General features: G+C 60.4%; 27 protein-coding genes. 15 read left to right on the top strand and 12 right to left on the bottom strand.

The genetic code is table 11. The annotated features are described in order from the left end of the window. Positions 1–2 precede the first annotated feature (2 nt). Entirely contained in the window at positions 3–1,670 is a 1,668-nt protein-coding gene (locus TRM7615_RS03790) for a ribonuclease J (RefSeq protein WP_108785587.1), read from the top strand. An 82-nt stretch (positions 1,671–1,752) separates the two neighbouring features. On the opposite strand, the gene TRM7615_RS25440 is transcribed toward TRM7615_RS03790, so the two are convergent. The 5 genes from TRM7615_RS25440 to TRM7615_RS03765 all read right to left on the bottom strand — a co-directional run bounded on the left by TRM7615_RS25440 (position 1,753) and on the right by TRM7615_RS03765 (position 6,973). Further along, a complete protein-coding gene (locus TRM7615_RS25440) occupies positions 1,753–1,926 on the bottom strand; it encodes a hypothetical protein (protein ID WP_165821358.1) in 174 nt (57 codons plus the stop codon). A 177-nt stretch (positions 1,927–2,103) separates the two neighbouring features. After that, entirely contained in the window at positions 2,104–3,471 is a 1,368-nt protein-coding gene (locus tag TRM7615_RS03780) for a DEAD/DEAH box helicase (RefSeq protein WP_108785585.1), read from the bottom strand. Positions 3,472–3,654: 183 nt separating this feature from the next. Beyond that, positions 3,655–4,599 carry a glycosyltransferase family 2 protein gene (locus tag TRM7615_RS03775; protein ID WP_108785584.1) on the bottom strand — a complete coding sequence of 315 codons (945 nt, stop codon included), beginning with the start codon at positions 4,597–4,599 and terminating at the stop codon, positions 3,655–3,657. Beyond that, positions 4,586–5,338 carry a hypothetical protein gene (locus TRM7615_RS03770; protein WP_108785583.1) on the bottom strand — a complete coding sequence of 251 codons (753 nt, stop codon included), beginning with the start codon at positions 5,336–5,338 and terminating at the stop codon, positions 4,586–4,588. The genes TRM7615_RS03775 and TRM7615_RS03770 overlap by 14 nt, the downstream gene beginning before the upstream one ends. 27 nt (positions 5,339–5,365) lie before the next feature. Next, positions 5,366–6,973, bottom strand: coding sequence for a peptide chain release factor 3 (locus TRM7615_RS03765; RefSeq protein WP_108785582.1), 1,608 nt, complete (start codon positions 6,971–6,973; stop codon positions 5,366–5,368). 159 nt (positions 6,974–7,132) lie between these two features. Between TRM7615_RS03765 and TRM7615_RS03760 the strand changes: the two genes are divergently transcribed. Further along, the gene (locus tag TRM7615_RS03760) at positions 7,133–7,486 is read left to right on the top strand and encodes a BrnA antitoxin family protein (protein WP_235824013.1); all 354 of its coding nucleotides are present in this window, start codon (positions 7,133–7,135) and stop codon (positions 7,484–7,486) included. Between the two features lie 40 nt (positions 7,487–7,526). On the opposite strand, the gene TRM7615_RS03755 is transcribed toward TRM7615_RS03760, so the two are convergent. From TRM7615_RS03755 to TRM7615_RS03740, 4 genes are all read right to left on the bottom strand, one after another. Continuing rightward, positions 7,527–8,561: an amidohydrolase family protein gene (locus TRM7615_RS03755; RefSeq protein ID WP_108785581.1), complete on the bottom strand. Its 1,035-nt coding sequence runs from the start codon at positions 8,559–8,561 to the stop codon at positions 7,527–7,529. Positions 8,562–8,579: 18 nt separating this feature from the next. Next, positions 8,580–9,395, bottom strand: a complete 816-nt coding sequence (locus TRM7615_RS03750; RefSeq protein WP_108785580.1) for an amidohydrolase family protein — start codon at positions 9,393–9,395, stop codon at positions 8,580–8,582. A 54-nt stretch (positions 9,396–9,449) separates the two neighbouring features. Further along, positions 9,450–9,896: a c-type cytochrome gene (locus TRM7615_RS25435; RefSeq protein WP_165821357.1), complete on the bottom strand. Its 447-nt coding sequence runs from the start codon at positions 9,894–9,896 to the stop codon at positions 9,450–9,452. Between the two features lie 377 nt (positions 9,897–10,273). Then, complete coding sequence (locus TRM7615_RS03740; protein ID WP_235824012.1) at positions 10,274–11,281, bottom strand: Hint domain-containing protein; 1,008 nt, start codon at positions 11,279–11,281, stop codon at positions 10,274–10,276. 186 nt (positions 11,282–11,467) lie between these two features. On the opposite strand from TRM7615_RS03740, the gene TRM7615_RS03735 reads away from it, so the two are divergent. From TRM7615_RS03735 to TRM7615_RS03705, 7 genes are all read left to right on the top strand, one after another. Next, entirely contained in the window at positions 11,468–12,247 is a 780-nt protein-coding gene (locus tag TRM7615_RS03735; RefSeq protein ID WP_108785578.1) for an SDR family oxidoreductase, read from the top strand. 3 nt (positions 12,248–12,250) lie between these two features. Then, positions 12,251–13,357 carry a YhaZ family DNA alkylation repair protein gene (locus TRM7615_RS03730; protein ID WP_108785577.1) on the top strand — a complete coding sequence of 369 codons (1,107 nt, stop codon included), beginning with the start codon at positions 12,251–12,253 and terminating at the stop codon, positions 13,355–13,357. Positions 13,358–13,470: 113 nt separating this feature from the next. Next, entirely contained in the window at positions 13,471–14,514 is a 1,044-nt protein-coding gene (locus TRM7615_RS03725) for a methyltransferase domain-containing protein (protein WP_108785576.1), read from the top strand. 130 nt (positions 14,515–14,644) lie between these two features. Further along, positions 14,645–15,688 carry an ABC transporter ATP-binding protein gene (locus tag TRM7615_RS03720; protein ID WP_235824027.1) on the top strand — a complete coding sequence of 348 codons (1,044 nt, stop codon included), beginning with the start codon at positions 14,645–14,647 and terminating at the stop codon, positions 15,686–15,688. A gap of 147 nt (positions 15,689–15,835) precedes the next feature. Further along, positions 15,836–16,618, top strand: coding sequence for a 5'/3'-nucleotidase SurE (gene surE / locus TRM7615_RS03715; RefSeq protein ID WP_108785574.1), 783 nt, complete (start codon positions 15,836–15,838; stop codon positions 16,616–16,618). Beyond that, positions 16,615–17,262, top strand: coding sequence for a protein-L-isoaspartate(D-aspartate) O-methyltransferase (locus tag TRM7615_RS03710; protein ID WP_108785573.1), 648 nt, complete (start codon positions 16,615–16,617; stop codon positions 17,260–17,262). Before surE ends, TRM7615_RS03710 begins: the two co-directional genes overlap by 4 nt. A 69-nt stretch (positions 17,263–17,331) precedes the next feature. Further along, complete coding sequence (locus TRM7615_RS03705; RefSeq protein WP_108785980.1) at positions 17,332–18,510, top strand: peptidoglycan DD-metalloendopeptidase family protein; 1,179 nt, start codon at positions 17,332–17,334, stop codon at positions 18,508–18,510. Between the two features lie 251 nt (positions 18,511–18,761). Here the strand turns inward: TRM7615_RS03705 and TRM7615_RS03700 are convergent, their stop codons facing one another. From TRM7615_RS03700 to TRM7615_RS03690, 3 genes are all read right to left on the bottom strand, one after another. Continuing rightward, on the bottom strand, positions 18,762–19,427 hold the full coding sequence (locus tag TRM7615_RS03700; protein ID WP_108785572.1) for a helix-turn-helix transcriptional regulator: 666 nt from the start codon (positions 19,425–19,427) through the stop codon (positions 18,762–18,764). A 114-nt stretch (positions 19,428–19,541) separates the two neighbouring features. Further along, positions 19,542–19,787, bottom strand: coding sequence for a hypothetical protein (locus TRM7615_RS03695; RefSeq protein ID WP_108785571.1), 246 nt, complete (start codon positions 19,785–19,787; stop codon positions 19,542–19,544). Positions 19,788–20,097: 310 nt separating this feature from the next. Beyond that, positions 20,098–20,403, bottom strand: coding sequence for a hypothetical protein (locus tag TRM7615_RS03690; protein WP_108785570.1), 306 nt, complete (start codon positions 20,401–20,403; stop codon positions 20,098–20,100). Positions 20,404–20,628: 225 nt separating this feature from the next. Here TRM7615_RS03690 and TRM7615_RS03685 point away from each other — a divergent pair, with 225 nt between their 5' ends. The 6 genes from TRM7615_RS03685 to TRM7615_RS03655 all read left to right on the top strand — a co-directional run bounded on the left by TRM7615_RS03685 (position 20,629) and on the right by TRM7615_RS03655 (position 26,289). Next, complete coding sequence (locus TRM7615_RS03685; RefSeq protein ID WP_108785569.1) at positions 20,629–20,844, top strand: twin-arginine translocase TatA/TatE family subunit; 216 nt, start codon at positions 20,629–20,631, stop codon at positions 20,842–20,844. Between the two features lie 6 nt (positions 20,845–20,850). Next, a complete protein-coding gene (gene tatB / locus TRM7615_RS03680; RefSeq protein ID WP_108785568.1) occupies positions 20,851–21,315 on the top strand; it encodes a Sec-independent protein translocase protein TatB in 465 nt (154 codons plus the stop codon). Next, the gene (tatC, locus tag TRM7615_RS03675) at positions 21,312–22,184 is read left to right on the top strand and encodes a twin-arginine translocase subunit TatC (RefSeq protein WP_108785567.1); all 873 of its coding nucleotides are present in this window, start codon (positions 21,312–21,314) and stop codon (positions 22,182–22,184) included. Before tatB ends, tatC begins: the two co-directional genes overlap by 4 nt. 62 nt (positions 22,185–22,246) lie before the next feature. Continuing rightward, on the top strand, positions 22,247–23,512 hold the full coding sequence (pepT, locus tag TRM7615_RS03670) for a peptidase T (protein ID WP_108785566.1): 1,266 nt from the start codon (positions 22,247–22,249) through the stop codon (positions 23,510–23,512). Between the two features lie 719 nt (positions 23,513–24,231). Beyond that, positions 24,232–25,074: an ATP-binding protein gene (locus TRM7615_RS03660; protein ID WP_108785564.1), complete on the top strand. Its 843-nt coding sequence runs from the start codon at positions 24,232–24,234 to the stop codon at positions 25,072–25,074. 93 nt (positions 25,075–25,167) lie between these two features. Beyond that, complete coding sequence (locus tag TRM7615_RS03655) at positions 25,168–26,289, top strand: aromatic ring-hydroxylating oxygenase subunit alpha (RefSeq protein WP_108785563.1); 1,122 nt, start codon at positions 25,168–25,170, stop codon at positions 26,287–26,289. Positions 26,290–26,291 lie beyond the last annotated feature (2 nt).

Here is a 26,291-nt window from a genome sequence, read left to right as displayed (position 1 = left end):
CAATGAGCAGCGAGAGATTGATTTACCTGCCCCTCGGTGGGGCGGGCGAAATTGGCATGAATGCCTATGTGTACGGCTATGGAGCAGCGGACAAGGAACGCTTTATCCTGGTCGATCTGGGCGTCGCCTTTCCCGATATGGACACCACGCCGGGCGTGGACCTGATCATGCCCGACATGGCTTGGCTGATGGAGCGCGCGGACCGGTTGGACGCAATTTTCATCACCCACGCGCATGAGGATCACGTGGGCGGAGTGGCGCATTTCTATGCCCAGCTTGGTGCGCCGGTCTATGCCCGCGCCTTTACCGCCAACATCGCGCGCCGCAAGCTAGATGAACACGGCCACCCGGCAGAGGCAGTGCGCACGGCGTCAACTTGGCCCGAGACGGTCAAAGCGGGCCCGTTCACGGTGGGTTTTGCGCCCATGTCGCATTCCATCCCTGAAAGCGCAGGTCTGGTCATCGACAGCCCGGCGGGTCGCGTCGTGCACACCGGCGATTTCAAACTGGACCCGAACCCGGTGGTGGGTGAGGCATTTGACCCCGACATGTGGGCCGAGATCGCCAAGCCCGGCGTACGTGCGCTGGTCTGTGACAGCACCAACGTGTTTTCGGCCCATCCTGGTCGCTCGGAATCCGAGGTTGGGCCTGAAATCGTGCGCTTGGTGAGTGAAGCCACCGGCATGGTGGTGGCGACAACATTTGCCAGCAACGTCGCACGGGTGAAAACCTTGGCCGAGGCGGCGGACCGGGCCGGGCGCTCGGTGGTGCTGTTGGGCCGGGCCATGCGTCGTATGATCGAGGCAGCGATTGAAACCGGCGTTCTGACTGATTTCCCCAAAGTGATCAGCGCCGAAGAGGCACGCGATGTGCCGCGGGATCATCTGATGCTTTTGGTTACGGGCAGCCAGGGTGAGCGCCGCGCAGCAAGCGCGCAGCTGGCGCGTGGCAAGTATCGCGGTCTTGAGCTGAAAGAAGGCGACCTGTTCCTGTTCTCGTCCAAAACCATTCCGGGCAACGAAAAAGGTGTCATTCGCATCATCAACCAGCTCAGCGAAAAGGGCGTGGATGTGGTTGATGACAGCTCGGGTCTGTATCACGTCTCCGGCCATGCCAACGGTCCGGATCTGGAGCGGTTGCATGGAATTGTCGATCCGCAAATGGTGATCCCGATGCACGGTGAACATCGCCACCTGCGTGCCCATGCCAAACTGGCCGAAAGCCATGGCCGTCCCGGTATCGTGGCTGTGAATGGCATGATGCTCGACTTGTCGGGCAACGCGCCGACGGTGGCCGAATACGTCGAGACCGGGCGCAGTTATCTGGACGGCTCGGTGATGGTTGGCGCATTGGACGGTGTGGTCCGCGATCGCATCCGCATGGCGCTCAACGGGCATGTGCTGGTCACGGTCATTCTGGACGAAGAGGATGAACCGTTGGGTGAACCCTGGTGCGAGACCATGGGTTTGCCGGACATGGGCAGCTCCAAGGCTTCGCTGGTGGATGTGATGGAAGAGGATCTCAACCAGTTCCTGATGCGCGCCGGAGCTAAAACGCTGAAAGACGACGACAAGCTCGAAGAGGCGCTGCGTCGGATCGTACGGCAGACCGCGCAGGCCGAGATCGGCAAGAAGCCCGAGGTCACTGTCGTCACCAGCCGGATGCGCTAAGTCGTATAAATAAAAAGGAAAACCGCCCACCAGAGTGATCTGGTGGGCGGTTTTTTTTGTGAGTGGTGGTTTTGCTTGGCGGTTACGCCGGGTGTTTGCGGGCAAAGAGCAGGCTGAACTTGCGGGGCAGGGCGAAAATTGCTTTGACCGCAGAGGTTACGCCGTCAGCCACAGCACGGCTGCGGGCCATTTCGGCCTGCAGGCGGATGGATTCGATTTCGGCGGCGCACGGAAAGTGCATGTTGTTGGTATTCATCTTCGTATCTCGGATCATCTTGTTGAGGCTGTCACATAAGGTTCACCCGACGCCAACACATCGGATGTTAACGCAAACCCGCCATGTTCCCATTGCACGGCTCAAGGTGCACAGACATGAAAAAAGCGCCCACATGTGGGTACATGGGGCGCTTTCGTGATTTGATTTTCTGAACCCTTAGCCGGCGCGGCGTTCTGCGAAGCTCAAAGCGATGAAGCTGGGCAGGTGATCGCCCATGCCAACCACCTTGTTGTCCCGGTCATGACGGTCACGCCCGCGGGGCTTTTGCTTGTTCTCGGTCGGTTTGTCCGATTTGCGCGGTTTGGCAGCGCTTTTCTTCTCGCGCGGTTCCTTGGCTTCGTCCTTGGGCTTTTCCTTGACCTCGACCGGTTTCGATTTGACCGGGTTTTCCAGGCGCGGGATTTCTTTTTGGATCAACTGTTCAACCGCAGTCAGCGCCTTTTCATCGCGGGGTCCGCAGATGGTGATCGCCTTGCCCGCGCGTCCGGCCCGGCCCGTGCGACCGATGCGGTGGACGTAATCCTCGGGGTGGCCAGGGACGTCAAAGTTGATTACATGGCTGACGCTGGGAACATCCAGACCACGCGCGGCCACGTCCGATGCGACCAGCAGGCGTAGGGAGCCGTCGCGGAACCCATCCAGCGTTCTGGTGCGTTGCGACTGATCCAGATCACCGTGGATGGCCGCAGCATCATAGCCGTATTTCTTCAGCGATTTCGCGCAGATATCCACATCTGTCTTGCGGTTGCAGAAGATGATGGCGTTGGTGCACTTGTCACCTTCGCCGTCGATCAGCGCGCGCAGAACCTTGCGTTTTTCACTGCCTTCTCGGTCGCGGCGAGAAGGCTTGAACTGGACCACGCCTTGTTCGATGGTCTCGGACGCCGTGGCTTGGCGTGCGACCTCGACCCGCTCGGGGGCCGACAGGAAGGTGTTGGTGATCCGCTCGATCTCGGGCGCCATCGTGGCCGAGAAGAATAACGTTTGGCGGGTAAACGGGGTCAACCCAAAGATGCGTTCGATATCGGGGATGAACCCCATATCAAGCATACGGTCAGCCTCGTCCACGACCATGACCTTGACGTCCGACAGGATCAGCTTGCCGCGTTCAAAGTGGTCCAGCAGGCGGCCGGGTGTCGCGATCAGAACGTCGACACCCTTGTCGATGATCGCTTCCTGCTCCTTGAAGCTGACGCCGCCGATGAGCAGCGCTTTGGTCAGCTTCATGTGTTTGGTGTAAGTGTCAAAATTCTCGGCCACCTGAGCGGCCAACTCGCGCGTGGGGCACAACACCAGGCTGCGCGGCATGCGCGCCCGTGCCCGGCCGCGGGCCAGAAGCGTGATCATCGGCAGCGTGAAGCTGGCGGTTTTGCCGGTGCCGGTCTGAGCGATCCCCAGAACATCACGCCCTTCCAGGGCGGGGGGGATGGCGCCGGCCTGAATTGGAGTGGGGGATTCGTACCCCGCCTCAGCAATAGCCTTGAGAACCTTGGGATTCAGGTTGAGGTCGGTAAATTTCGTCATGTGTTTCCGCGGTTTGCGGACACATTTCACGGCCCGCACGTCTGGTGTGAGCCGGGTCCGTTCGACCCTGCGCTGATTGCGCATCACGGCTCGGTCGGGGCATAGCAAAATACCCGGCTGCGGTCAAATGCAGAGGGTTTGGATAAGGATGAAACGTGACGAAACTTGTTTTCCGGCGACAACTTATCCGAAATCGGGGAACTGTTTCCTGAGTTTCCGGTCTAGGTCGAGCGGGCATTGGTACAGAAGATCTTGATCCGCGAGCCGTTGGCGGCCCTCGGGCGAGATGGCATTCAACTCGTCATAGAAAGCACGAAGTCCTGCTTCCCCCTCCTGATCCTCGATCTCGGCGAGCAGTTCGTGCATCGACAACCCACCCTTGTCGCGCGCGATGTTGGGGGCAAGGCTGGCACGATAGGCGCCTTTGCTGCGGCGGAAGGCCAGGCTGCGCCGCCAGTCCTCCCAGTCTTTGGCGTGGCAATGGAGCAGAGGCACGTCGGTCAGATCAGCCGACGGCACCTGGGTTTTCCCGCCTTGAAAGGCGTTGTGAATGCGGATGCCGATTTTGTCCAATCCTGTGCGCACAATGACTTTTCCGGCAACGTGGCTGAGAAAACCACCTTTGACAAAGCGTCCGTAGAGAGGGAAGAGATCAGAGATCAGCCGTGAGCGGTCAGGGCCCGGGGGGATGAACCCCTTGAACCAGTCTCCGGGGCCAGCCAGCTGTTCGCGCGGGCGGGCGCGCAAGCAAAGGGTCTCGGGCGTTACGGCGGCCAGGATCTGATCCAGGGGTTGCGCAGGCCACAGGAACTCGTCCACGTCGATATGAGCCAGCCAATCGACCTGTGGATTGCGGCGATAGGTGCGGGTGGCATTGAGGCTCTGGCGCGGTTGGTGCATGTCGGGGCGCTCTTTGCCCCATTTGATCCAATAGGCATCGTCACAGGTGGTGACGCGTACTTTGGGGTGGGCTTTCAAGTGGGCAAAAGCGAGCTCGTCCGGGGCATCCAGATAGATGTGGACCCGATGCGCGCCCAATTCCAGATGATGGGCCGCGAATTTCAACGTGTCCTGGGTGGGGGCTTTGATGGTGGCAACGATGCCCCATGTGGTGTCAGGCTTTGGCATCTGGTTTCTTTGGTTTGTAACGCCGCAGGCGGGCGAAGATGGTTTTGCGGTCGGACATGATCATTCGCAGCATCTTGAACCCCAGGGGCCGCAGAACGGGATCGGTTTCGGCCAGGCGCCAGAGGCGGGCCAGCATGTTCATGTCCAGATCCCCGTGTTCGAGAGAGTAGGCGTCCATGCCAAAGGCCAGGGAATCACGGGGCTTTGCTCCCCGGACCCTTGGGAACCCACTGTCGTTTCCACGCCCTGAAAGACGGCGTTCGCTGTCGTGTAGTTTGACAAGATCGAAAAGCATCGACAGACCTTGGCCGCCCAAACGCTGTTCGATGGTATCGCCGTGGTCGCCAAAGGTGGTGGCAGCCGAAATCATCCAGCGTACCGACAGGGAATCAGCGAGAAACTGCCCTTGTTCCCGCCAGATCCGCAGGTAGAGCTGACGGGCCTCTTCCGAGGCGTCGCGGCGGCGCAGCAAGGCGATTGAGAACGCGTGGAGCAGATGAAGGGCATTGCCGCCGTCAAACTCCAGTTCAAGCGCGTGGAGCTTGCGGCGTGCGTCGGTCTTGTTCTCTGGCAGGGGACGACCCGGATCGGTGGTGACTGTTTGCGTCGCCAGGGCCGAAAGGTCCACATCGGTTGGAGGCAGCACCAGATGAGCGTTCTGGAACGGCCGTTCGGCCTGCTCCAGATTGCGCATCAAGCTGTAGTAACCGCCGGGATATACAGGGTTTTCGATGTCCATCGGGCTGACTTTAGGCCAGCCCGAGGTTCAGGTCATCATCTCTTTTGTCGCGGTCAGGCGCACGTCCGGGTAGTCGCGTTCGACCCGATCGATGTCCCATTGCAGGCGCGTCAGATAGACCACATCGCCATCATGATCGTGGCTGATGTGCTGCTTGTTGGCATTGATGAACTTGTCCACCGCCTGTTTGTCACCGCTGACCCAACGGGCCGACGTGAACTGCGACTGTTCGAACCGCACTGGCAGGCCGTATTCCATTTCGATCCGGCTGGCCAGAACCTCAAATTGAAGCTGGCCGACAACGCCCACGATAAAGCCCGAGCCGATAGAGGGCTTGAACACCTTCGCCGCGCCTTCTTCGGCGAACTGCATCAGCGCCTTTTCCAGATGCTTGGCCTTCATCGGGTCACCAGCCCGCACGCCCTGAAGCAGTTCGGGCGCAAAGCTGGGAATACCCTTAACACGCAAAGCTTCACCTTCGGTTAACGTGTCGCCGATTCTGAGCTGTCCGTGGTTCGGGATGCCGATGATGTCTCCGGCCCAGGCCTCTTCTGCCAGTTCCCGGTCGGATGCGAGGAAGAGCACCGGGTTTGAGATTGCCATCGGTTTCTTCGAGCGCACATGGGTCAGTTTCATGCCGCGTTTGAAGTGACCGGATGCCATGCGGACAAAGGCCACGCGGTCGCGGTGCTTGGGGTCCATGTTGGCCTGAACCTTGAACACAAAGCCGGAAACCTTTGTTTCTTCTGGCGAAATCTCGCGCGGCTGTGCCGATTGAATCTGCGGCTCTGGCCCGTAGTTGCCGATGCCGTCCATCAGTTCCTTGACGCCGAAAGAGTTGATTGCTGAGCCGAACCAAATGGGGGTCAGCGTGCCATCCAAAAGCGCCTGCGGGTCGAGCGGGGGCAGCAGCTCGCGCGCCATTTCCAGCTCTTCCTGCAGCTGTTCCAGCAGATGCGCAGGCACGTGTTCAGCCAGTTTGGGATCGTCCAAGCCGTTGATTTCAATGCTTTCCGCAACCTTGTTGCGGTCGGCGCGGTCCATCAGTTCCAGCCGGTCGCGCAGGATGTCGTAGCACCCGACAAAGTCGCGGCCAACCCCGATGGGCCAGCTGGCCGGGGTCACGTCGATGGCCAGGTTTTCCTGAATCTCGTCAATGATTTCAAAGACATCCCGGCTTTCGCGGTCCATCTTGTTACAAAACGTCAGGATCGGGAGGTCGCGCAGGCGGCAGACCTCGAACAGCTTTTGCGTCTGGCTTTCGACACCCTTGGCCCCGTCGATCACCATCACCGCCGCGTCCACCGCCGTGAGCGTGCGATAGGTGTCTTCCGAGAAGTCCGAGTGGCCGGGCGTGTCCACAAGATTGAACCGGAAATTGTTGTAATCAAACGACATTGCCGATGCTGAAACCGAGATGCCGCGGTCCTTTTCCATCTGCATGAAGTCCGAGCGCGTCCGCCGTGCCTCGCCCTTGGCGCGCACCTGTCCCGCCATCTGGATGGCGCCCCCATACAGGAGGAATTTTTCCGTCAGGGTCGTCTTGCCGGCATCCGGGTGTGAGATGATCGCGAATGTGCGGCGGCGCGCGATCTCGGGCGGCAATTCGGGGCGGTTTGTGGCGGTATCAAGCATGAGCGCGCGTATAGGTAAGGAACGCGGGCAACGCAAGAAAAACGCGGTGTGATGTGCGTGCACCAAGCGTGCACAGCCCGTACACCGGTCGGTGACCAGATCGGGCGTTAACCTTTGTGCTGCAAAGTTGCCGGCAGGTTAACGAAAGGTAACGCGATGGTGAGCCGGAAACAGGCACGGACCGAGATGCTGCATGAACTGGAAGCGCTGCAAGATGGGTTGGCGAGCGAATGGCTGGACAAGAGTCTGCCCGACGATTGGCATGGGATGGACACCTGGCACGGGACGGTGCGCGACAAGACCCGCGTAACCCTGCGGCTGGACGCGGACATGGTGCGGTGGTTTCGCAAGCTGGGGCCGGGCTATCAGGCGCGGATCAATCAGGTGCTGCGGATTTACTGGACAGCGCTGCTGAGCGGGCACATTCAGGCGCATCAGTACGACAACACGCTGCCGAGGTTGATACTGGAAGCGAAGAGAATTCAGCGAGAGGTGTCAGGGTCGGAATCATAGCCGCTCTAAGCGCCGACCCTTCTTGCACTTTCGAGCCCCATCAGTTCTGAGGCAGGGGTGTTGCAACGCCAAGTTTTGCAGCCATCGCCTGGGCCCAGTCCAGGGTGGTGGTTTCGCGGTTTTCCATGCGGCCGTGGACCTGGCAGAAGAACAAGGCGCTGTCGTCAAAGCCGCCCGAGGGGGTGAACCAGTCCTGCTGTCTTCTGTGGGTCAGAGTGGCGAGTTGGGTGGGGCTGGCGGGGCTTTGCAGGGCGGCCTCGTCATCGGTGATGTCGTCGATCAGCGAGGGGCGCATGGTGGAGGTGTCGGGGGTCAGGATGCCCATGATCTGTTCGCGCCCTGCGGGGACGAAGCGGCCCACCTCTTCGACGGGAAAGCGGATGGCCTGTCCTGGATTGACATCTTTCAGAACCTTGCTGTCCTTGACCACGATGGTGCCGTTGACCAGCACGAAAGGAATGCCGGTCGAAGGCAGGCCGTTACTGCCTCGGCTGTAGGTGGCGTTTTCGGTGACAGTCTTGGGGTCAAAGATGGTGATGTCGGCGATCATCCCCTCTTGCATACGGCCACGCAGTTGCATGGCGCGCAGGCCGGTGTCGCCTAGGCGTTTGGCATGGGTGTAGCTGAGCTGTGACAGGGTCAGCATCAAGGGCACGTTTGCCTCGCGTGCGAGGCGCAGAACCGTGGCGTGGGTGCCTGCGGATCTGGGGTGGCCTGCGTAGTCCTCGTAAGGTGAATCCCAAGTGAGCGCGTTGCCGTCTTTGTCGAGGCTAGGCATGCCGTCGCCTGAGACCGCGTAGCCGCCAATGGTGATCCAGTCCTTGAGCCATTCCTCGCGCGGGGGGCTGAAGACGATGGCGGTGCGTCCTGGTTCATTCGCTGCGAACTCCAGGAATTCGTCCTTGCTGACATAGCGGTCGAGTTGGGGGTCAAAGATTGTTTCTTCGTATTTGTAGCCCATACCACCTTCCCAGTTTTCGGGGGCGATGATCGATGCACCATAGTTGCCCGAGCCTGCGGTCCAAGGGTAGTAGCTGGCCCAGACATTAAAGCCTCGCTCGCGGGCGAGCTGCATTTTCTCCTGATTTTCCCATCAGCCATAGTCGTTGTCGTGGTGGATGTGCAAAGGCGCGTCCAGCACCATGGCGTTGGCCAGAAGTTCGTTCACGCCGGTCTGGGTTTCGGTCGGGGTCGAGGCGCTGGGGTGAAACCGGTGGTGGGCCGAGGTGACGCGGCCATAGCGGGCGGCGGCTTTTTGCGCTTCGAACATCTCGTATGTGGTGATGCCTGCGCGGGCGTAGCCGATCGTCGAGCCGATGCCCAGGGCGCCCAGGCGCAGGCCCTCGTCCAGTATGGCGGTGATCTCATTCATCTGCTCGCGGGTGCTTGGGGTGACGGACCAGCCTTCTACGCCGTCTTCGGCGGATTGCGCGCGGTGGACCGAAAGCGAGAGCGGCATCGAGACATCCGGACCCTCAAGCGACATGCCGTCATGGATGCGCATGCGGGCGTATTCCTGTCCGATCACGGTACCGAAATTGACCTGGGTGGTGTCTGTGCGCTTGGCGTACCATTCGTCGATGTTGAGCGCACCAATTTCGAAATCCATCTGGGTGGTGACGCCGTCGCGCAGGTTCACCTTGATCCCCCAAGGGTCGATCCCGTGCTGTTCCAGGTCGATGAAACCCGGGGCGACCACGTGGTTTGTGGCATCGATGCTCTCGACCCCTTGGATGGTGTCGGCGGTGATCGCGGTGATCCAGCCGTTGTTGATGCCCACGTTTGCGACCTGGTCAAAGCCGGTTTCGGGGTCCATCACCCGTCCGTTCAGGATGACCACGTCGTAGGATTGAGCCAGAGCCAGTGTGGAGATTGCAGACAAGGTGCCTGCCAGAAATAGAATGCGCATCTAAAGTCCTCTTCTATAGGTGAGGATAAACAGGAACACATTCATATCAATGATTTATTTGGATTGTTCGCGGTACCGCTTATGACATGCCCGGCAAGCGCCACCAATGTTGGCGATGGCTTGGGCCAGCGTGGGGCGATCCTGGATCGTGGGGGCGGCTGTGGCGGCAGCTTGCTCCAGATCGCGGGTTAAGGCGGCGAACCGATCGAATTCGTCCCAGATTGCGGGCAGGGCCTCGGACTTGGGGTCGTTTTCGGGGGCTTTGAACAGGACGGTGATGTCGGGCGTGCCGGTTTCGATGCGGTAGGTGGCCTCTTGCGCGGCAGGGGCGTCCATGGGGAGTTCGCCCTTGGCCATCGAGATCAGCATCTTGAGGTCCTTGTCGAGCAGCGTCATCGAATGCATGCGGGCCTTGACCGCCTCGTTCTGGACACCTTGGTGAGCGAAGGCGGCGGCGGCGGCAAGAAGGAAGGTCGCGGTTGCGAGAGGGCGCTTGATCATGGAGTATCCGTTGTCAGTCTTTGCCCACACCCTAGAGCGTTGTGGCACCATGTTGAAGTCAGATACGATTGTATTGACCGGACCGTGATCCGGCATGCGGGGCTTGTGGGGACGGGGGGCTCCCACCCGTCGTCGATGTTCCTGACGAAACATCTCCTCCCGTTGGGCCGGGCCTCGCTTCGCTCGGTGGTTGGGGCGGGATTGAGCCGGATGTGCAGCAGTGATCGGCGCCGCCACGATTTTGGCGGAACGTTGGCCACGGGCGGGACCGCGCCGAGCCATAGGCGAGGCGCCCGGCCCAAGGCCGTTCGCCGGGCTGACGCAGTCAGGTTGGCGCGGGCGCGGGAGCCCGCCCGGCGTTTGAGTGACCGGATTGGTTAGTGTCGCGAGGCGCGTTTCAGCAGGGCGATGGCGTCGGGGCGATCCAGCAGCGCCTTGGCAACGTCGAGGCCATGTTCACCGCCGGCGCCGTGTTGGTCCAGCAAGGGGGAAATGCGGTCGATGAGCTCTTGTGGCAGCGCGGGTTTGGTGCGCGGGTCAAGCAGCATGCTTTCGGCGGCGATGCCTTCGGCGTAGATGATGTGGTGGTGGTCAAAGAGCAGCTGGAAGTAGTCCACAAAGCCGCCGTCCTGCACAAACACCGTGTCACCGTTCACTAGGTGGCGGGCCTTGACCAGCAGTTCGGGCTGGCCTGCGCCGATCTGGTCGGAACGCTGATACACGAAAAGCCGGTGGTCGGGGCTGACCAGCAAATCGTTCTCGTTGTTGAGCGCGCCCGCCTTGATCATGATCGGGGCAAGCTCTCCGACTGCGCGCACGGTGGACTGTCCGATCCAGCGGACCTGTTGCACGCCATCATCTCGGGTCAGGATGCGGTCGCCGACATTCAGGTCTTCGATCCGCACCTGCGCGCCTGAGGCGAGCGTGATGTGGGTGCCTCGGGTGAACGAGACGCAAGCAACCTGCGCGAACTTTTGGCGGGCGCTGTCACGGTCCATCCCGACCAGGGAATACTCGACCTTGGCTTCAAGCGGTGAAAGCGGCAGAAGATAGAGCTCGGCGATGTGGCCGGTGTCATCAACCTCGACCAGGACCAGCGCATCGGTGGTCTGCCCGTCGGGTGACATCAGGCTGAGCGCGCAGTCGAGGTGGATCAAAGCGCCCGGGGTGCCACAATCGGTGTCTGCGGCCACTTCGAAAAGTCCTTCGGCATCCGCTTGCAAGGCCAGCCGGTCCAGCATGGCACCGTGACCAAGCGCATAGATGTCGTCCAGCATCAGCTCGTCCATATACGAGATCGCGTCGCCCATGTTGGCGCCATTGATCACGGTGAAGTGCTGTGCGCGGTAGACGGGGATGGATTGCACGGGGCTGGTTGCGGTCACGGGGTTTGGCTCTTTGTTGCTCGGCTCTAGAATTTGGCGGGTCACGCGCGCGGTGACAAGTCACGATAGCGCCAGAATGTGGCGGATATCGGTCAGACCTTTGGTGAATGGCTGGCATTTGCAGACAAGCTGGTGCTAACTCTGGCACAAAGCCGCCCCTGTGGCGCGACAAAAGGGAGATGAAAGATGGATCTGGGAATTGCAGGAAAACGCGCGTTGGTGTCGGCCAGCAGCAAGGGGTTGGGCCTGGGCTGCGCCGAGGCGCTGGCAGAGGCCGGTGTTGACCTGATCATGACGGCGCGTGGCACTGACGCGCTGGAGGCCTCGGCCGAGGCGATTCGCGCGGCGCATGGCGTGAGCGTGCAAACCGTGGCGGCAGATGTCACCACCGAAGAGGGGCAGGCGCGCGTTCTTGAGGCCGCGCAGGGTGTCGATATCCTGGTGACCAACGCGGGTGGTCCGCCCCCCGGCATGTGGTCGGATTGGGAGCGGGATGATTTCATCAAGGCGCTGGATGCCAACATGCTGACCCCGATCGCTTTCATGAAGGCGCTGCTGCCGGGGATGATGGACAAGGGCTGGGGCCGGGTGGTCAATATCACCTCGCAGTCCGTGCGGGCGCCGATTGCCGTGCTGGGGCTGTCAAATGCGGCGCGCACCGGGTTGACCGGTTATGTAGCGGGCACCGCGCGGCAGGTGGCGCCGAATGGGGTGACGATCAACAACCTGTTGCCGGGCATTCACTCCACCGACCGCGCGGTTTCGCTGGACAGCGGTGTTGCTGGTCAGCAGGGGATTTCGCTGGATGAGGCCAAAGCCGCGCGCGAGGCCACCATTCCGGCGCGCCGCTATGGGACGCGTCAGGAATTTGGGGCGGCTTGTGCGTTCCTGTGCTCGCAGCATGCCGGGTTCATCGTAGGGCAGAACATTCTGCTGGATGGCGGCGCCACCAACATGACGATGTGATTCATGGCCTCTGGTTTTTCGATGAAGGATCAGTTGTTCAATGCCGAAAAGGTCCGCTATCTGGCGGGCCTTTTTGCGTCGGACAGTTTTGACGAGGATGCGTTTCAGGCCCGCGTGATGTCGCGGCTTCTGGAACTGGAGTTGAAAGGCCGGATGAGCTGGATCGCGGATTGTCTGGCCGAGGCAATTCCGGGGCAGCTGCCGGATGTGGCCCCGGCGATCCTGGCCGCCTTGCCACCACCGCTGGACCCGAATTTGAACGATGATGACTTTGGCGACTTCATCTTTGCCCCTTTGGGAGAGTGGGTTGCCGAGGTGGGGATCGACCACCCCGATCTGGCGCTGGATGTGTTGGCGGAACTGACACAGCGGTTTTCAATGGAATGGGCGATCCGGCCGTTTCTGAACCGCCATCCGCAGGTTGTTCTGGCCCGCATGACGCTCTGGGCGTCGCATGACAGCTATCACGTGCGGCGGTTGGTGAGCGAGGGGACGCGGCCCCGTTTGCCCTGGGGCATGGCCGTGGGCTTGTCGCTGGACGATCCCTTGCCGCTGCTGGACCAATTGCATGGGGACCAGACCCGCTATGTCACCCGGTCGGTGGCGAACCATCTGAACGACATTGCCAAGAAGGACCCCGATCTGGTGTTGGCGCGATTGGCGCAGTGGCAGGCGCTGGGCGCGCAGGAGACACCAGAGCTTGGGTGGATGACCTCTCATGCCCTGCGCGGGTTGGTCAAGGCGGGGCATCCCGGTGCCATGGCGATGCTGGGGTTTGATCCGGATGCGGATATTTCGGTGACGGTGGGCATCGACGGTGCGGCGCGCATTGGTGGCGCGCTGGAGTTCGAGGTTGGGATTGCTGGTGCTGGTGAGGCACCGGTTCTGGTTGATTATATCATTCATTTTCAACGACCCGGCGGCAAAACCTCGGCCAAGGTGCACAAGTTGAAACAGGCCGTGGTCAAAGAGGGCGGTCTGACCCTGCGCAAGCGTCACAAGCTCAAAGGGGATGCCACCACGTTCAAGCTGGTGCCCGGCGCGCATCTTTTGCAGGTGCAGGTGAATGGGCGTGTGAGGGCAGAAACAGAGTTCGATCTGCTGGGCTGAATGGCGTGGCCGCGCACGATCCTTCACGGTTGCGTCAGGTGGCGGTGCGCCCGATTGCGGGGCCGTGCCGGGGCGGGTAGCTGCATAGGAAAGGTCATCGAAAGGGCGCTCTGATGAAGCATGAGTCTGTGCAGAACTATTATGGCGAGGTGTTGCAGGGGAGTTCGGATCTGCAGACCAACGCGTGCTGCACGCCCGACGAGATGCCCGATCACCTGAAAAAGATCCTGTCGCAGGTGCATGACGAGGTTCTGACGCGATATTATGGCTGCGGGTTGATTGCTCCGCTGGATCTGACCGGTATGCGCATTCTGGATCTGGGCTGTGGTGCGGGGCGCGATGTCTATGCTTTGTCTGCCATGGTGGGAGAGACGGGGCGCGTGGTCGGCGTGGACATGACACCGGCGCAGTTGGACGTGGCCAAGGCGCATCAGGACTTTCACGCCAAAGCCTTTGGGCATTCGGCGAGCAATGTGGAGTTTCACCACGGGTTCATCGAAAAACTGGATGAGCTGGACCTGGAGTCGGCGTCTTTCGATATCATCGTGTCGAACTGTGTGGTCAACCTGGCGACCGACAAGGGCGCGGTGCTGCGCGGGGCGCATCATCTGCTGAAACCGGGTGGCGAGATGTATTTCTCGGACGTCTATGCGGACCGCCGGGTGCCCAAGACGATGGCCGAGGACGAGGTGCTTTATGGCGAATGCCTGTCGGGGGCCTTGTATTGGAACGATTTTCTGTCGATCGCCAAGGCCTCCGGGTTTGCTGATCCGCGCCTGGTGACGCATCGCCCGCTGACCATCGAGAACCCAGAGCTGGAGTCCCGGGTGGCGCCGCTCAAGTTCCTGTCGGCGACCTATCGTCTGTTCAAGCTGTCCGAGTTGGAACCGGCCTGCGAGGATTATGGCCAGGCGGTGATCTACAAGGGCACGGTTGAACATGCGCCGCATGAATTTGTGCTGGACGATCATCATGTGATCGAAGTGGGCAAGGTGTTTCCGGTCTGTGGCAACACCTGGATGATGCTGCATGACACGCGGTTTGCTCGTCATTTCGAGTTCATCGGCAATTTTGACACGCATTACGGCATCTTTGAGGGCTGCGGCGGGGACAGCCCGTTCAATCAGGAACCAGGAACAACCGTCAGCTGCTGCTGATCCCTTGCGCCGGTTGGGGTGGGTTGCTATCCCGTCCCAAGCCCGATGAAAGTGCTCGGGTAAGGCGATGAGGCGTGTTTTGAGCTTTGACACACAGGTCCCGGCGGTTCCCCGGCTAGAGATCCGCAACATGGTGCGCCAGTTTGATGGGCGCACAGTGGTGGATGACGTCTCGATGACGATCCAGGCGGGGCAGGTGACTTGCCTGCTGGGGCCTTCGGGCTGCGGTAAGTCCACGACACTGCGGATGATCGCAGGCGTCGAGATGCAGGATTCGGGCGAGATCTATGTCGATGGCAAGCTGATCTGTGACACGGTGTTCCGGGTGCCGCCTGAACGTCGCGAGATCGGATTGATGTTTCAGGACTTTGCCCTGTTCCCTCACTTAAGCGTGGCCGACAACGTAGCCTTTGGTCTGAAAGGGCCCAAGGCCGAGAAGCGCGCGCGGGTTGAAGAGCTGCTGCGCAAGGTTGATCTGATCCGCTATATCGACGAGTTTCCACACCAACTGTCGGGGGGCGAGCAACAGCGCGTGGCGCTGGCGCGGGCCTTGGCGCCGCGGCCGCGGATCATGCTGATGGACGAGCCGTTTTCCGGCCTCGACAACCGTTTGCGCGATGGCATCCGGGACGAGACGCTGGCGCTTTTGAAGGAAGAAGACACCGCCGTTCTGCTGGTCACGCATGAGCCGGAAGAGGCGATGCGGATGGCCGACGAGATTGCGCTGATGCGCGATGGCAAGATCGTTCAACGCGGCGCACCCTACAATGTTTATACCCGGCCAAGGGACAAGGCAGCAGTTGCATTTTTTAGTGATATCAACATCTTGGAGGCAAGAGTTGAAGGCGCTTTGGCTGACACGCCCTTTGGTCAGTTCCTGGCACCGGGCGTGCCGGATGGCACCGATGTCGAGATCGTCTTTCGCCCGCAGCATGTGAAGCTGGACTTTGACCGGGGCGGTAAGGGACCGCTGCCGACACCGGCGGCTGGGGTGGCTGCTAGGGGGGTTGTGGAACGCGCGCGGTTTCTGGGCAATGAATCCCTGGTCGAGTTTCGGATGGATTTCGACGGATCTGTCCTGCGCGCCACGGTGCCCAATGTCTTTGTTCCCGAGGCGGGTCGGGTGATGTGGCTGACGGTGCGGCGGGATCGCTGTTTCGTGTTCCCTGCCTGAACGGGTCGGTGTCGTGGTGGGCCTGATTGTGACCTGAACGACTCGGTTGTCTGAATTTCCTGCCGGACGCGTGAGTGTGCTTGCCGCCTGCCGGGGGCGCGTCTATCAAGGGCGAAATCGGCAAAAACCAGATGGGGCGGCGGTTTCATGCGCATTCTTTTGACAAACGACGATGGCATCAACGCGCCAGGATTGGCGGCGTTGGAAGAGATCGCGGCAGAGTTGGCGGGACCAGACGGTGAGGTCTGGGTCGTGGCCCCTGCGTTCGAGCAATCGGGCGTTGGCCATTGCATCAGCTACACCCACCCGATGCTGATCGCCAAGATGGGCGAGCGGCGCTACGCGACCGAAGGCAGCCCCGCCGACTGTGTGCTGGCGGCCTTGCATCACGTCATGAAAGATGCGCGTCCCGACTTGGTCTTGTCAGGCGTGAATCGAGGCAACAATTCAGCCGAGAACGCGCTTTATTCCGGCACATTGGGCGGCGCGATGGAGGCCGCATTGCAAGGCCTGCCCGCGATTGCAATGTCGCAATATTATGGCCCGCAGAACTATGGCATCGACGAGCCTTTTGAATTGGTGCGCACCCACGGCGCTGAGGTTGTTCGCAAGATCCTGGCCAAGACGCCCGCTCAGGATCAGGACTATCGCCTGTTCTACAACGTCAACCTGCCGCCTGTTCGCGTGGGCGATGTCAAGGGTATCCGCGTGGTGCCTCAAGGGTTCCGACGGGGATCGTGTTTCAGTGTCGAGCCGCATAACTCCCCCTCTGGCAAGCAGTTTTTGTGGATCAAGGGCGGCAATCAGCAGGTGATGACTGCGCCGGGAACGGATGCAGCAGTGAACCTGGAAGGGTATATTTCGGTCACGCCGATGCGGGCGGATCTGACAGCGCATGACGCGATGGAGGCCCTGGCGGACATCGAATGAGCGGGCCTGACGCACAAACCAAGATGCAATTCCTGTTTGCTCTGCGCTCCAAGGGGGTGACGGATGCACGGGTGTTGAACGCGATGGAAGAGATCGATCGCGGGCCGTTTGTGCGCGGGATCTTTGCCGATCGCGCCTATGAGGACATGCCGCTGCCGATTGCCTGCGGTCAGACGATCAGCCAGCCCTCGGTCGTGGGGATCATGACGCAGGCCTTGCAGGTCAGCCCGCGCGACAAGGTGCTCGAGGTTGGCACAGGCTCGGGCTATCAGGCGGCGATCCTGAGCAAGCTGGCGCGCCGGGTCTATACGGTGGAACGCCACGCCCGATTGGTGCGCGAGGCGCAGGAGATTTTTCAGGCGCTGCAACTGGTGAATATCACCACGATGATCGCAGATGGCTCTTTCGGATTGCCCGATCAGGCGCCCTTTGACCGCATCATTGTGACGGCTGCGGCCGAGGACCCGCCGGGGCCGCTCTTGGCGCAATTGAAAATCGGCGGTATCATGGTGGTGCCGGTAGGCCAGTCCGACGCGGTGCAGACCCTGATCCGGGTGCGGCGCAGCGAAAGCGGGTTCGACTATGATGAAATCCGGCCCGTCCGCTTTGTCCCTCTGCTTGAGGGGTTGGGCAAGGATGGTTAAAGACCTATTTTAGTTGCGATGATCGCCAAGCCCTCGGTCAACAGGGGGCGCGTGTTTGAGGATAGCGAGATGAATTTGATCCCCCGGAAATGTTCTGCCCGGTTGCTGGTTGCTGGTGCTGTGGTGGCTTTGGTGGCGGGCTGCGAGGGGCCGCTGGATTATGACCTGCGCGGTCAGATCGGCGCCTTCAACACGACCGAGGCGGCGCAATCGGTCAAGACCGCGCCCCGGCCCAAACCGGACGCGCGCGGCGTGATTTCCTATCCCAACTATCAGGTGGCTGTGGCCCGCTCGGGCGATAGCGTCGCCGAGTTGTCGAACCGCATCGGCCTGCCCGCGGGCGAGGTGGCGCGGTTCAACGGGTTGAACCCGGACACCCCATTGCGCAAGGGCGAGGTTCTGGCCTTGCCGTCGCGTGTGGCGGAAAGCAGCTCGGGTGGATCGGTCGACATTGCTGCGCTGGCAGGCAGCGCCATCGATCAGGCGCCTGACACGACGCCGGTGGAAACCACCACCCTGGCGCCCGCAAGTTCTGCGAAACCGGCTCCCAAGCCGACAGGTCCCGAGCCGGTGCGCCACAAGGTGGCGCGCGGCGAGACGGCCTATACTATTTCGCGGCTCTATCAGGTGCCGGTCAAGGCGCTGGCCGAGTGGAACGGGCTGGGCTCGGATTTCGGCGTGCGCGAAGGTCAGTATCTGATCATCCCTGTCAAGGATCAGTCCGCCCCCAGCGGCGCGGCGGCGGCGGCGGCCAGTGCAGCGGCCGTGACCAAGCCGGGATCCGGCAGCCCGACGCCGACACCCCCAAGCGCCACGGCCCCCTTGCCAGACGAGAAGGTGGCGGCCAAGACGCCTGACCCGGAACCGGTGGAGGTCGCCAAGCCGACCCAGGCCAGCGGCGCGGCGATGACGATGCCGGTCAGCGGTAAGATTGTCCGCCCGTACAAGAAGGGCAAGAACGACGGGATCGACATTGCGGCGGCCGCTGGATCAGCCGTTGTGGCGGCCGACAAAGGCACCGTCGCGGCGATCACGGCGGATGCGGATCAGGTGCCGATCATCGTCGTGCGCCACAAGGACAACCTGCTGACGGTTTATGCCAATGTCGAAAACATCGAGGTCAACAAGGGTGACCGGGTGAAACGCGGGCAGAAGCTGGCGCAGCTGCGGTCGGGTGACAACGCTTACGTGCATTTCGAAGTCCGCAAAGGCTTCGACAGCGTCGATCCCACGCCCTACCTGCAATAATTTGTTTGTGGGCGGGGAAGCTTCCGCGCCCGAGCAGACCTGACTGCGTCAGCCCCGCTAACGGCCTTGGGCCGGGCCTCGCTACGCTCGGCGGTTGGTGCACAGGCGCGCCAACTGGATTGGGGAATGGCCTCTCAATTTGTCCCACCCGCGCCGAGCCGCAGGCGAGGCGCCCGGCCCAACGAGAGGAGGGCATCTTTGATGCCCGTACGACGGGTGGGAGCAGCCCCGGTTTTGACCGGGACCTCAGGTCAAGGCGCGTAATCCTCAAGTCGTTTGCCGGGTTCGTCAGTGAACAACTCGGGCAGGGGGGTGACCTCTTCAATGAGGTCGACGCGGAAAACGCGGAAATCGTCACGGGTCTCGCACCAGGCTGTCAGGGTCCAGACGCGGCCCCAGTATTCCATGTGCAACGGTCTTATGATGCGTTCGGTCAGTGTGCCGTCAATGCGGCGATACTTGAGGGCCAGTTTCTGGCGGGATTTGATCGCCGCTCTGAGCGGCGCCATATGGGTGAACCCGCGTGCGGCATCGGCAAAGGGGTAGACGGCGAATTTCCACGCATCCGCCTCGGCCACCGTCTGTGTGGGCAGTACAGCGTCGATCTTGTCCACAAGGGATTGCGCCGCAGCTTTGAGCCCCGGATCGGCGGCCTCGGACACGATGGCCATTCCAAGGTTCAGCGCCTCGAGCTCTTCGGTGGTCAGTGTCAGCGGGGGCAGGGTGATCGCCTCGCGCACCATGTACCCTACGCCGCGCTCGCCCTCGACCGGCACACCAGATGCCACCAGCGTGTCCATGTCGCGATAAATCGTGCGCACCGACACCTCGAGCCGGTCGGCGATGTCCTGCGCGCGGTGCAGTTTGCCGTCGCGCAGGATCTGGATGATGTCAAAAAGGCGGTCGGTGCGGCGCATATGATCACACTTGCCGCGTCCGACCACCGATCGTCAAGCGGCCTGGGATCGGCCGCTCAGATTTTCACAGCCTCCTTTCAATTGCGGTCCGAAGGGGGGGCAAAGCGCCGATGTTCAGCCGCATTTTCGGGCATGGATTCCGTCGCCGATTGTGATGACGGTCTTGATTGCCAAATTTGCGGGAAAACCAACCTGGGCGGCTATCGTCTCCAAGACTGTCTTGACCACGGGCCAGGCGCTACAAAAATCCACCCCCAGGGCAGCGGCGCCAAAGCTTTCTTGCATGGATTCGCTGCCGGACAGATCAAGGGTGTCTAAAAAGGCGTCGACATCGGCGTTGCTAATTTCAATCGTATTCATAATGTCCTCCAAAAAAACAGGACCGCAAAAGAGAATTAAAAATAAAAAATGTGCCAAATTCAAATAGTGGCCCGACTTTGTGGTCCATTTTTGTGTTTAACAGGTTTTATAATTCTGCTCAAATAAATTGTTTGTTGGAGTTCCGGGATGTTCAGACGGATTGGTTTCCGGATTTGCCAGTTTTCCTGGAAATGGTTGAAAAGCTGTTGGTTGGCATGTGCGCATGCCGACATCGGTCTTTCACAGTTGGATTGTCCGAAGTTTCGAAAGACTCTGGTCCCCCTGGGACGGCATGCGCTTTCCTTTTGGATCAGGCTTTCATCTGCCAATGGACCTCTTCATGGCGCATTTGTTCACTGCCCTTAGCGATCGCTGCCATCAAGGCAGGGGCAAAATCCTGATTTGGGAATGAGGCCGCCACCTTTTGTGCAGTCTCAATGTCCTGCCAGATCACATAGTCGGTCCAGCGCCCATCGGCTCCTTTGCTCAGCTGGCGGTGCAGAAAACCTGGCGTGCTGCGGACAAAAGCTTCGGACGCTTGAGAGAGGGCGACGAATTCGGCATCGCTGACACTGGGGGCGAGGGTGAAAGTGACGATTTCGGCGACTTGGGTCATTTGGATGCTCCTGTTTTTGACCTTCGATGGGGTGGACCTATCGCTGGGCAACTGACATAAACCTGTCAGTTGAGTTCAGGCGGTGGCGGAAATCTTCACTTTTACCAGCGGGAGCCAAGAATTCTGGACCCATGCGTCTTTCCCCGGATCAAGACGCCGCGCTAGACCTGAGCCCAAGATATTCCCCGCGCCAAATTGCGCGGACCCAAGTTGAGGAGACATCACATGTTGAACAATATCGGCCTTCCCGGCATCCTTCTGATCGCGGTTGTGGTTCTGGTCCTGTTTGGACGGGGCAAGATCAGCTCGCTGATGGGCGAAGTGGGCAAAGGCATCACCTCGTTCAAGAAAGGCATCAACGAAGGCACTGCCGAGCTGGAGCAGGAAGCGGCAGAAGAGGCCAAGGACGTCACCCCCGAAGCCGACAAAGACAAGGCCTAATCGCGCATGTTCGATCTGGGCTGGACCGAGCTCTTGGTGATCGGCATCGTGGCGCTGATCGTTGTTGGCCCCAAGGATCTGCCGGTGTTGTTTCGCAATGTCGGCCGCTGGGTCGGCAAGGCCCGTGGTATGGCGCGCGAGTTTTCCAGCGCCATGAACGAGGCGGCCGATCAGGCTGGTGTCAATGACATCACCAAGGGGTTGAAAACAGCGTCGAACCCGATGGGGGCGGCAATGGATGGCGTCAAGGATGCCGCGCGCGAGATGACCAGCGCCATTGATCCCACCAAGTTCGACCCCGAAAGCGAGACTGGCAAGTTGGCAGCAGAACGCGCCGAGGCGGCGAAGAAAATTCAGGCCTCGACCGCGCGTGCAGCAGCTGAACGCAAGGCGCGCGAGGCAGAAGAGGCGATGGCCAAGGCCGAGGCTGCCGAGGCGGCGCTGAACCAAGATACCGAGACCAAAACATGAGCCATTCCGACGAGATCGACGACAGCTCTGCCCCGCTGATCGAACACCTGGCCGAGCTGCGCACGCGGCTGATCCACTGTGTGGTGGCCTTTCTGGTGGGCATGATCGCGTGTTTCACGGTCGCAACGCCGATCTTCAACTTTCTGACGGCGCCCTTGTGCGAAGTGCTGAATGAACGCGGCCAAGACTGCGGGCTGATCTTCATCTCGCCGCAAGAGGGCTTCTTTGTCGCCATCAAGGTCTCGCTGCTTGGCGGGTTCATGCTGGCGTTTCCCTATATCGGGATGCAGATGTGGCGCTTTGTGGCGCCGGGCCTGTACAAAAGCGAGAAGGGCGCGTTTCTGCCGTTCCTGGTTGCGTCGCCCTTCATGTTCATTCTGGGCGCGTCTTTTGCCTTCTACGTTGTCACGCCGCTGGCCTATGACTTCTTCCTGGGCTTCCAGCAGTTTGGCGCCGAGGGCGAGGCCGTGACCGATACGGCAACAGCCGCGCCGCTGAGCGTGGTGTTCCAGGGCTCGGCCCAGGAATACCTAAACCTGACCATCAAGTTCATCGTGGCCTTTGGCATGTGTTTTCAGCTGCCTGTTCTGCTGACGCTGATGGGCAAGGCCGGGTTGGTGAGCGCCGAGGGTCTGGGAAATGTGCGCAAATACGCGGTTGTGGCCATTCTGGTGCTGGCCGCGTTGGTGACGCCGCCGGATGTGATCACTCAGGTCATCCTGTTTGTTGTGGTCTATGGCCTCTATGAGGTGTCGATCTTTTTGGTGGCTCGCGTCGAGAAGAAGCGCGAGGAGCAGTTGCGCGCTGATGGCTACTATGACGATGAAATGGACGAGGATCTGGCCGAACACGGCGATGATCTGAAGTAACTGACAAACAGTATCAAGGACGGGCCCCTCGCTGGGCCCGCCTTTTTTTGTGTGGAGAAAGCATGACCGATACGCCCAGAACCGAGTTTGACGCCGAACTGCAGGACCGCCTGATGCGCTATGCGGCCATCGACAGCCAGAGCGATGCAACAACCGGCGTCACCCCCAGCACGGAATGCCAGTGGGACATGCTGCGGTTGCTTGAGCAGGAATTGACCGAAATTGGTGCTGCGGATGTGGAACTGACGGACTATGGCGTGGTGCTGGCCACCGTGCCGGGAACGGCAGAGGGGCCGACGATCGGGTTTCTGGCACATGTGGACACGGCGCCACAATTCAATGCTGCCGGTGTCAAACCGCGTGTGATCGACGGCTACAATGGTGGCGATATCACCTATCCCGATGATGTCGATCTGGTGCTTTCGCCCAAGGATCACCCCTATTTGGGCACCAAAGTGGGGCATGACATCATTACGGCGTCTGGCACGACGTTGTTGGGAGGTGATGACAAGGCCGGGGTTGCAATCATCATGACCATGGCGCGGCATCTGCTGAACGCCCAAGGTTCAAAGCATCCGACGCTGCGGATTGCGTTCACGCCTGACGAAGAGATCGGCTGTGGGTTCGACAACCGGCTGGCCGAAGATCTGAAGGTTGATTTCGCCTATACGCTGGATGGCGGTGTTGTGGGTGAGATTGTCTATGAAAGCTTTTCGGCGGATGGTGCTGTGGTGACCGTCACCGGCGTGTCGATCCATCCCGGCTATGCCAAGGACAAGATGGTCAACGCGGCGCATCTGGCGTCCAAGATCATCCAGACCCTGCCGCAGGCCACGATGCAGCCGGAGACCACCGAAGGGGATCAGGGATTTATCCATGTCACCGACATGAATGGTGGCTCGTCCGAGATGGAGCTGAAATTCATCCTGCGCGATTTCGAGTTGGAGGGGCTGGCGGCCAAGGGCGATCTGCTGCGGCAGATCTGCGCGGCGGTGCAAGCGTCCGAGCCGCGGGCAAAGATCACCTGCGAGATCACACCGCAATATCGCAACATGCGCTATTGGCTGGAAAATGACATGACCCCGGTCGAACTGGCCCGTGCGGCCTGCACCGACAACGGGGTCGAGGTTCTGTCGGTGCCGATCCGGGGGGGCACGGACGGATCACGCCTGACCGAGATGGGAATACCGACGCCCAACATCTTTACCGGTATGCAGTGCATCCACGGGCCCAAGGAGTGGATTTCGGTTCAGGACATGGCGCTGGCGACCCAGGTTTGTTTGAGCTTGGTCGAGCGGGCGGCCAAGGCGGAAGCATTGGCCACTTAGCCCGAAGTTGGATTTGCAGAGATTTCGAGTTTCACCCCTAACAGGTCACTGGTTTTGGTGAAGCAAATATGGGCCATTCTGCCAGTGACGTTCGAAATTTTCCGGTGAAATGTACGAAAGTCAGCGCGTGCGCACCCTGGATCTTTTGAAAGATGACCCTGAAAAAAATATTAGAAACGTCTTTCGAATACATAACGATCATATACTCGGCCACGAGGTCGTCTACTCGGGCAATCTCAAGGATTTTGCCCTGGTCGAATCTTTGGGGGAGCGCACCAAGTGATCCTTCCAAAGCTGAGAGTTGAGTCGTGTCGGCTGTTCTCATGGCGGATTTAAAGGCGTCTATTCCCTTCGATCTGCTAACTAGGAGCGCGTCCCTAATTTGGCATGCCGTGTCTTTGGCGGTCTCGCCTTTGGCAGGTTGTACCATAACTACGATCGCAGCACATGCCGCGACCAATAGAGATGTCATTCGCAATCTGGCAAAGATCATGAAGCGCTCTTTTGTTGTCATTTTGATAAGTTCGAGTTTCTAGCCACTATTGGGCGTTATGTTCGGGCAACCGTGCCATTTAACAAAGAGGGTAACAAGGCATTTCACCGGTAGCTCAATGCAAAAGTTAAAATAAGGATCAGAGGCTAAAAGATCCCCATATGGTGCTTGCCCCTGTACTATGTTCGTGCTTTGTCTGCCTAAAAGGCAAGGAGGAGGCGGCCCAATGGATCAATCAGAATTTACCCGCATCGCCGAAGCTTTGGAGCGGATGTCGCCAGCCCCCTTGGCGGCCCCTGATTTCGACAGCGCTAGCGCCTTTGTCTGGCATGTGGAGCCGGACCGTCTGACGCCGGTGCCTCAGGTCAACCGGGTGGCGCTGGAACTGTTGGTCGGGATCAACCGGTCGCGTGACACGCTGCTTGACAACACCCGTCGTTTTGCGGCCGGATATGGCGCCAACAATGCGCTTTTGTGGGGTGCGCGAGGCATGGGAAAGTCCAGCCTTGTCAAGGCCGTGCATGGCGCGGTTCATGCAGATTTCCCGGATTTGAAACTGGTCGAGTTGCAGCGCGAGGATCTGCCGTCCGTCGGTCGCTTGCTGAACCATCTGCGGGGGGCGCAACATCGGTTCATCCTGTTCTGTGACGACCTGTCGTTCAGCCACGATGACCAGCATTACAAAAGCCTCAAGGCGGTGCTGGATGGGGGGATCGAGGGGCGGCCCGAGAATGTGCTGTTCTACGCCACGTCGAACCGCCGCCATCTGATGCCGCGTGACATGATCGAAAACGAGCGTCAGAGCGCAATCAACCCCTCCGAGGCGGTCGAGGAGAAGGTCTCGCTGTCGGATCGGTTTGGGTTGTGGTTGGGCTTTCACCCCTGTGATCAGGACGAATACCTGGCGATGATCAACGGCTATTGCGAGGCCTATGGTCTCAGCATCGACGCGGTCACCCTGCGGGCCGAAGCGATCGAATGGCAGGCCACGCGCGGGGCGCGCTCGGGCCGGGTCGCCTGGCAGTTTTTCTGCGATCTGGCAGGACGGAACGGCGTCGCCTTGGGATAGGCATCCGAAACCGTCGACCATGACGTTTTCTGAACAGACAGGCTGAAACCTCTGACGCGACATGGTTGCAGCCAGTCAGGGAGGACATCAGCCATGCGGGACGAGTTGGCGTTTGAGAACTGCCGCAGAACGGCGGAAGAGGCATCAAGCCTGCCGCCGCAGTGCTACGTTACAGACGGTGCGCAACACGCTGAGGTAGAAAGGTTTTTCCGCCGTGGCTGGGTTGGCGTCGGGCGCTCGGACATGGTGGCGGGTACCGGGGATTACATCACGTTGGATTTTGCGGGCCAGACCGTTTTGTTGCTGCGCGACAAGGATGGAGGCTTACGCGCTTTTGCCAACTCTTGCCGTCATCGGGGCGCGCGGCTGGTAGACGGTGAAGGGACCTGCAAGGGTATCCGTTGCCCGTTTCATTCCTGGTTCTATGCGCTTGACGGGCGGCTGGTTTCGGCACCTCAGATGGAGGCGGCCAAGGGGTTTGATCGCGCTGACAACGGGTTGATCGCCTATCGCGCCGAAGAGCGGGCTGGGTTTGTCTTTGTCTGCCTGGATCAAACGGCGGGTCCGCTGGATGATCATCTTGGGGATTTTCTGGACATCCACGCGCCCTGGCCATTGGCCAAGCTGCAAACCGTGCGGCGGCGCGAGTTGGAGGTCGATTGCAATTGGAAGATGTTTTTGGAAGTCTTCAACGAATACTACCACCTGCCGTTTGTGCACCCGGATTCCATCGACAGCATCTACGCTACACCCGATCCGGCGGATCAGGTGGCTGGGGCCTTTGCCACGCAGTTTGGGCGGACCGAGGGCACCGGGGCGCTGTTGGAGAGTGCGCAGGACAATGCGCTGCCCGATATGCCGGGGCTGATGGGGCAAGCGATGCAAGGCGCGCGCTATACCTGGGTGTTTCCGAACATGACGTTTGCGGCCAACAAGGATGCGCTATGGTGTTACGAGGCTTACCCGCAGAGCCCAAACCGCTGCAAGGTGGTGCAGACGGCCTGTTTCCACCCTGAGACCTGCGCGCTGCCGGGGTTTGACACCCGCGTGGCGGCCTATCTGGAGCGGCTGGATGCGGCCTTGGCCGAAGATGTGCCCGCTCTGGTCAACCAGCAACGCGGGATGGAATGCCCCGACGCGGTGCCGGGGCGGTTTCAGCCGGATCTGGAGCCGAATGTGGCCAGTTTCGCGCGCTGGTACAGCAGCGCGATCTGAGG

Source organism: Falsiruegeria mediterranea M17, from assembly GCF_900302455.1.
Lineage (GTDB): Bacteria > Pseudomonadota > Alphaproteobacteria > Rhodobacterales > Rhodobacteraceae > Falsiruegeria > Falsiruegeria mediterranea.
This window is presented reverse-complemented; position numbering and strand designations above follow the sequence as displayed.

Excerpts from the sequence above, each read along its gene's own strand:
- pepT (WP_108785566.1), top strand. The coding sequence starts at position 22,247 with ATGACCGATACGCCCAGAACCGAGTTTGACGCCGAACTGCAGGACCGC.
- TRM7615_RS03655 (WP_108785563.1), top strand. The coding sequence starts at position 25,168 with ATGCGGGACGAGTTGGCGTTTGAGAACTGCCGCAGAACGGCGGAAGAG.
- tatB (WP_108785568.1), top strand. The coding sequence starts at position 20,851 with ATGTTCGATCTGGGCTGGACCGAGCTCTTGGTGATCGGCATCGTGGCG.
- TRM7615_RS25440 (WP_165821358.1), bottom strand. The coding sequence starts at position 1,926 with ATGAATACCAACAACATGCACTTTCCGTGCGCCGCCGAAATCGAATCC.
- TRM7615_RS03775 (WP_108785584.1), bottom strand. The coding sequence starts at position 4,599 with ATGCCAAAGCCTGACACCACATGGGGCATCGTTGCCACCATCAAAGCC.
- TRM7615_RS03730 (WP_108785577.1), top strand. The coding sequence starts at position 12,251 with ATGGCCTCTGGTTTTTCGATGAAGGATCAGTTGTTCAATGCCGAAAAG.
- TRM7615_RS03705 (WP_108785980.1), top strand. The coding sequence starts at position 17,332 with ATGAATTTGATCCCCCGGAAATGTTCTGCCCGGTTGCTGGTTGCTGGT.
- TRM7615_RS03725 (WP_108785576.1), top strand. The coding sequence starts at position 13,471 with ATGAAGCATGAGTCTGTGCAGAACTATTATGGCGAGGTGTTGCAGGGG.
- TRM7615_RS03750 (WP_108785580.1), bottom strand. The coding sequence starts at position 9,395 with ATGCGCATTCTATTTCTGGCAGGCACCTTGTCTGCAATCTCCACACTG.
- TRM7615_RS03780 (WP_108785585.1), bottom strand. The coding sequence starts at position 3,471 with ATGACGAAATTTACCGACCTCAACCTGAATCCCAAGGTTCTCAAGGCT.
- TRM7615_RS03710 (WP_108785573.1), top strand. The coding sequence starts at position 16,615 with ATGAGCGGGCCTGACGCACAAACCAAGATGCAATTCCTGTTTGCTCTG.
- TRM7615_RS03685 (WP_108785569.1), top strand. The coding sequence starts at position 20,629 with ATGTTGAACAATATCGGCCTTCCCGGCATCCTTCTGATCGCGGTTGTG.
- TRM7615_RS03700 (WP_108785572.1), bottom strand. The coding sequence starts at position 19,427 with ATGCGCCGCACCGACCGCCTTTTTGACATCATCCAGATCCTGCGCGAC.
- TRM7615_RS03690 (WP_108785570.1), bottom strand. The coding sequence starts at position 20,403 with ATGACCCAAGTCGCCGAAATCGTCACTTTCACCCTCGCCCCCAGTGTC.
- surE (WP_108785574.1), top strand. The coding sequence starts at position 15,836 with ATGCGCATTCTTTTGACAAACGACGATGGCATCAACGCGCCAGGATTG.
- TRM7615_RS03755 (WP_108785581.1), bottom strand. The coding sequence starts at position 8,561 with ATGCAGCTCGCCCGCGAGCGAGGCTTTAATGTCTGGGCCAGCTACTAC.
- TRM7615_RS03660 (WP_108785564.1), top strand. The coding sequence starts at position 24,232 with ATGGATCAATCAGAATTTACCCGCATCGCCGAAGCTTTGGAGCGGATG.
- TRM7615_RS03735 (WP_108785578.1), top strand. The coding sequence starts at position 11,468 with ATGGATCTGGGAATTGCAGGAAAACGCGCGTTGGTGTCGGCCAGCAGC.
- TRM7615_RS03695 (WP_108785571.1), bottom strand. The coding sequence starts at position 19,787 with ATGAATACGATTGAAATTAGCAACGCCGATGTCGACGCCTTTTTAGAC.
- tatC (WP_108785567.1), top strand. The coding sequence starts at position 21,312 with ATGAGCCATTCCGACGAGATCGACGACAGCTCTGCCCCGCTGATCGAA.
- TRM7615_RS03770 (WP_108785583.1), bottom strand. The coding sequence starts at position 5,338 with ATGGACATCGAAAACCCTGTATATCCCGGCGGTTACTACAGCTTGATG.
- TRM7615_RS03720 (WP_235824027.1), top strand. The coding sequence starts at position 14,645 with ATGGTGCGCCAGTTTGATGGGCGCACAGTGGTGGATGACGTCTCGATG.
- TRM7615_RS03790 (WP_108785587.1), top strand. The coding sequence starts at position 3 with ATGAGCAGCGAGAGATTGATTTACCTGCCCCTCGGTGGGGCGGGCGAA.
- TRM7615_RS25435 (WP_165821357.1), bottom strand. The coding sequence starts at position 9,896 with ATGATCAAGCGCCCTCTCGCAACCGCGACCTTCCTTCTTGCCGCCGCC.
- TRM7615_RS03765 (WP_108785582.1), bottom strand. The coding sequence starts at position 6,973 with ATGCTTGATACCGCCACAAACCGCCCCGAATTGCCGCCCGAGATCGCG.